The sequence below is a fragment of the Streptomyces albidochromogenes genome (genome assembly GCF_005981925.1).
GTDB classification, from domain to species: domain Bacteria; phylum Actinomycetota; class Actinomycetes; order Streptomycetales; family Streptomycetaceae; genus Streptomyces; species Streptomyces albidochromogenes.
The window spans coordinates 1-4,926 of record NZ_VBVX01000409.1; the positions used below are offsets into that span (position 1 = coordinate 1).

3 protein-coding genes are annotated in these 4,926 nt (G+C 74.5%); all 3 read left to right on the forward strand.

The genetic code is table 11. From position 1 onward, the window contains the following. Window positions 1-165 precede the first annotated feature (165 nt). The gene (locus tag E2E34_RS31305; protein WP_138905232.1) at window positions 166-2,892 is read left to right on the forward strand and encodes an FAD-binding and (Fe-S)-binding domain-containing protein; all 2,727 of its coding nucleotides are present in this window, start codon (window positions 166-168) and stop codon (window positions 2,890-2,892) included. Window positions 2,893-3,060: 168 nt separating this feature from the next. Next, window positions 3,061-4,011 (forward strand): EamA family transporter, encoded by a 951-nt coding sequence (locus tag E2E34_RS31310; protein ID WP_138905230.1) that lies wholly within the window; start codon window positions 3,061-3,063, stop codon window positions 4,009-4,011. 126 nt (window positions 4,012-4,137) lie between these two features. Beyond that, the coding region (locus E2E34_RS31315) for a TIGR03084 family metal-binding protein (protein ID WP_138905231.1) at window positions 4,138-4,926 on the forward strand (789 nt) is incomplete at its 3' end.

The following is a 4,926-nucleotide window of genomic DNA, read 5'->3' on the forward strand; positions in this document are numbered from 1 at the left end:
GATCACAGCTGCGTGAACAGGGACAGCGACGGCGAGGACGGTCGGCGCGACAGCGACAGCGGCCGGGGCGGGGCCGGGGGCGATACGGCGGCGCTCGCGCGGGAGCTGCGCCGGGACGTGCGCGGCGAGGTCGACTTCGACGCCGCGGCGCGCGCCCTGATGACGATGGACGCCTCCAACTACCGGCGCGTGCCGCTCGGCGTCGTCGCCCCGCGCGACGCCGCCGACGTGGCGGCCGCGCTCGCCGTCTGCCGTGCGCACGGGGTGCCTGTGGTGCCGCGCGGCGGTGGCACGTCGATCGCCGGCCAGGCGACCGGCACGGGCGTCGTCCTCGACCTCACCCGCCACATGCGCGCCATCACGGACCTGGACCCCGAGGCCCGTACCGCCGTGGTGCAGCCCGGTGTCGTGCTCGACGACCTGCGCGCCGCCGTCGGCGTGTACGGGCTGACCTTCGGGCCCGACCCGTCCACGCACAGCCGCTGCACGCTCGGCGGCATGATCGGCAACAACTCCTGCGGCTCGCACTCGGTGGCCTGGGGAACGACGGCCGACAACATCCGCCGCCTTACCGTCGTCGGCTACGGCGGCGACGTGCGGCACCTGGAACGGGGCTGGTCGGGAGCACCCGAAGGACTGAGCGTTCTCGTGAACGACAACTTGACGCTCCTGCGCACCGGCTTCCCGGAACTGCCGCGCCGTATCTCCGGCTACGCCCTGGACGCGCTGCTTCCCGAGAACGGCGTGAACCTCGCGCGAGCGTTCTGCGGAAGCGAGGGAACGCTCGGCGTGGTGAGCGAGGCGACCGTACGCCTGGTGGAGGCACCCCGTGCACGCGTACTCGCCGTTCTCGGGTACGCCGGTGAGAGCGCCGCCGCCGAGGCCGCGCCCGCGCTCCTCGCGTACGGCCCGCTCACCGTGGAAGGGATGGCCGAAGACCTCGTTCCCGAGAACGAGCGGACGCTGCTCCCGCGCGGCTCCGCGTGGCTCTTCGTGGAGATGGGCGGGGGCACCCCCGCCGAAGCGCTCTCGCGCGCCGAGCGGCTGGTGAAGGCCGCCGAGGCGCTCGACGGAACGGTCGTCACGGACACGGCCGCACAGCGCGCCCTGTGGCGCATCCGGGAGGACGCCAGCGGTACGGCGACGCGGATGCCCGACGGCAGCGAGGCGTGGCCGGGCTGGGAGGACTGCGCCGTGCCGCCCGCGCGGCTCGGCGCCTACCTGCGGGACTTCAGGTCGCTGCTCGCAGAGCACGGCCTGCGCGGCACGCCGTACGGCCACTTCGGCGACGGCTGCATCCACGTCCGGATCGACTTCGACCTGCTCACCGACACCGGGGTGCGGCGCTTTCGCGCCTTCTCCGAGGAACAGGCGGAACTCGTCGTCGCGCACGGCGGCTCCCTCTCCGGCGAACACGGCGACGGCCAGGCACGCGCGGAACTGCTTCCGAGGATGTACGGGAACGAACTCGTCGCCCTCTTCGGCCGCTTCAAGGACTTGTGGGACCCGGCCGGCGGGATGAACCCCGGTGTGCTCGCCCGCCCCGCCCGGCTGGACGAGAATCTGCGCTTCGCGGTGCTGCCCCGCGAGCGCGTCGGCGTCGCCTTCGGGTACCCGCACGACGACGGGGACTTCTCGGCGGCCGTGCGGCGCTGTGTGGGCGTCGCGAAGTGCCGTACCGAGTCGGCGGCGGGGGCCGGCGTCATGTGCCCCTCCTACCGGGTCACCGGCGAGGAGCGGCACTCCACGCGCGGGCGCGCGCGCCTGCTGCACGAAATGCTCGCGGGTGAGGTCGTCACGGACGGCTGGCGGTCGGAGGAGGTACGGGACGCGCTCGACCTGTGCCTGTCGTGCAAGGGGTGCCGGAGCGACTGTCCGGTGGGCGTCGACATGGCGACGTACAAGGCGGAGTTCCTGCACCACCACTACAAGGGCCGGCGGCGCCCCGCGGCGCACTACGCGATGGGGTGGCTTCCCGTGTGGCTGCGTGCTGCGGCGCCGTTCGCGGGTGCCCTCACAGTTGCTTCCCGGGTGCGCCCGCTGACCGCTCTCGTGAAGCGCCTGGGAGGCATCGCCCCGGAACGCGACCTGCCCGTTCCCGCGAAGCGCACGTTCCGGAGCTGGTGGCGACGGAACAGGCCGGCGGCAGGGCGCCCGGCGGAGCCGGGGGCCGTCACGGTCGTGCTGTGGCCCGACACGTTCACCAACCACCTGTCCCCGGACGTCGGCCGGGCCGCCGTACGCGTGCTGGAAGCGGCCGGTCTGCGGGTCGTGATGCCGCCTCGGCAACTGTGCTGCGGCCTGACGTACGTGTCGACCGGCCAGCTCGACCGGGCCCGCGCGGTCATGCGCCGCACCCTGGACGGCATGGAACGCGCCGCCGGGCTGCCCGTCGTCGTCCTGGAACCGAGCTGCGCGGCCGCCCTCAGGACGGACCTTCCCGAGCTCCTTGCGGACGACCCGAGAGCGGCCGCCCTCGCCTCCTCGGTACGCACGTTCGCGCAGGTGCTGGAGGAGTACGCCCCGCAGTGGCGGCCGCCGCGGATCGACCGCCCCGTGGCCGGCCAGACGCACTGCCACCAGCACGCCGTGCTGGGCGACGCGGCGGAGCGCCGGCTGCGGGAGCGTGCGGGCCTCACCGGCGCCCTGAGCGGCGGCTGCTGCGGCCTCGCGGGAAACTTCGGCTTCGAGCGCGGGCACTACGACGTGTCGGCCGCGTGCGCCGAGGAACAACTGCTCCCGTCGGTGCGCGAGGCTCCCGAGGGGGCGGAACTCCTGGCCGACGGCTTCTCCTGCCGTACGCAGCTGGAGCAGCTGGCGGGGCGCGGGGCGCGGCACCTGGCGCAGGTGCTGGCGGACGGCCTGCCGGAGCGACGGGACCCGCGCCGCTGATCGGAGGGGCGCAGGGTCCGGTCGCGGCGTCCTGGGCGAGGGTGCCTTCTTCGGGTGGACGGCCGGGCTTTCGTTGATCTCGGGATCGATCGCGAGATTGCGTAGTACGACGACGGTCGTACAGGGGTGTGAACGGTAGACGGTGCTGTTCCGCTTACCGTGGAACGTATGGACCAGCCCACCTCCGCAGCGCCCGCCACCGCCCCCGCGCCCTCCGAAGCCGTATCCGCCGGGGGCGGCGCGGCGCCCGGCGGCGGGCGGCTCGGAGCGCGGCTCGGGCCCGTGGCGATGGTGGTGGCCGGCGGGCTGTCGGTGCAGTTCGGGTCCGCCGTGGCCGTGACGATCATGCCGAGCGCGGGAGCGGCCGGTGTGGTGGCCCTGCGGCTCGCCGCTGCCGCCGTGATCCTGCTGGCCGTGTGCCGCCCGAAGGTACGCGGGTACAAGCCCGCCGACTGGTGGACCGTCGTCGCCTTCGGGCTCGCCATGGCCGGCATGAACGGTCTCTTCTACCAGTCGCTGGACCGCATCCCGCTGGGCGTCGCGGTGACCCTTGAGGTGCTCGGCCCGCTCGCGCTCTCCGTGATCGCCTCCCGCCGCGCCATGAGCGTCGTGTGGGCCGCGCTCGCGCTCGGCGGCGTCGCGCTGCTCAGTGGCGGCGGCTTCGACCGGCTGGACCCGGTCGGCGCGGCGTACGCGCTCGCCGCGGGCGGCTGCTGGGCGGCGTACATCCTCTTCAGCGCCCGGACGGGGCGCAGGTTCCCGCAGGCGGACGGCCTGGCGCTCGCGATGGCGGTCGCCGCGCTGCTCAGCCTGCCGTTCGGAGCCGTGGGAGCGGGCGGCGCGCTGCTGGAGCCGCGCACGCTGGCGCTGGGCGTGGCGGTCGCGCTGATGTCCTCCGTGCTGCCGTACACGCTGGAACTGCTGGCGCTGCGCCGGCTGCCGGCCGCGACCTTCGCCGTACTGATGAGCCTGGAGCCTGCCATCGCGGCGGTCGCCGGTTTCCTGGTGCTGCACCAGGCGCTGTCGACGACCGACGCCCTGGCGATCGCGCTGGTCATCGGCGCGAGCATGGGAGCGGTACGGAGCCAGGCGCGCCGACGGCGCCGCACACGGTCCTAGCGCGCCGGGGGACGGGCCTGGCCCGGTGCTCGGGGTACGGCGAGAAAATAATGCAAGCACGCTTGCTTGTTTCCTGACGGGCTGCCATGCTCCCGACACACCGCCCTACCCCGAGGGGAGCGCACCGTGTCCGATCCGGCAGCCGTGCTCGACGATCTCCGTGCCGAAGGGGACGAACTCGACCAGCTGGTCGGCGGCCTGAGCGAGAAACAGTGGTCGCTCGCCACGCCCGCGCCGCGCTGGACCGTCGCCCACCAGATCGCGCATCTCGCCTGGACGGACACGGCGGCGCTGCTGTCCGTCACCGACCCCGAGGGCTTCGCCGCGGAGGCGCGTGAGGCACTGGCCGCGCCCGAGCGGTTCGTCGACGACGGCGCCGAGGCGGGGGCCGAACTGCCCGTCGACGAACTGCTGGCGTGGTGGAGGGACGGGCGCGAGCAGCTCCAGCGGGCCCTGCGGGCGGCGCCGGACGGGGTGCGGTTCCCCTGGTACGGGCCGCCGATGAGCGCCGCCTCGATGGCGACCGGGCGGCTCATGGAGACCTGGGCCCACGGCCAGGACGTGGCGGACGCGGTGGGGGTACGCAGGAAGCCGACGGCGCGGTTGCGGCATGTGGCCCGGATCGGTGTGCGGGCGCGCGGGTACGCCTTCGCGGTGCGGGGTCTCACGCCGCCCGGCGAGGAGTTCCGGGTCGAGCTGACCGCGCCGGACGGGTCCGGGCTGTGGACGTACGGTCCCGAGGACGCCCGGCAGCGGGTGACCGGGCCGGCGCTCGACTTCTGCCTGCTGGTGACCCAGCGGGCCCACCGCGACGACGTGGCGGTACGGGCCGAGGGCGCCGACGCCGACCGGTGGCTGGACATCGCCCAGGCGTTCGCCGGGCCGGCGGGCGCGGGGCGGGAGCCGAAGCGGGAC

What these genes read in the sequence shown, in the direction of transcription:
- E2E34_RS31305 (WP_138905232.1), top strand. Translation starts at nt 166, where the DNA reads ATGGACGCCTCCAACTACCGGCGCGTGCCGCTCGGCGTCGTCGCCCCG.
- E2E34_RS31310 (WP_138905230.1), top strand. Translation starts at nt 3,061, where the DNA reads ATGGACCAGCCCACCTCCGCAGCGCCCGCCACCGCCCCCGCGCCCTCC.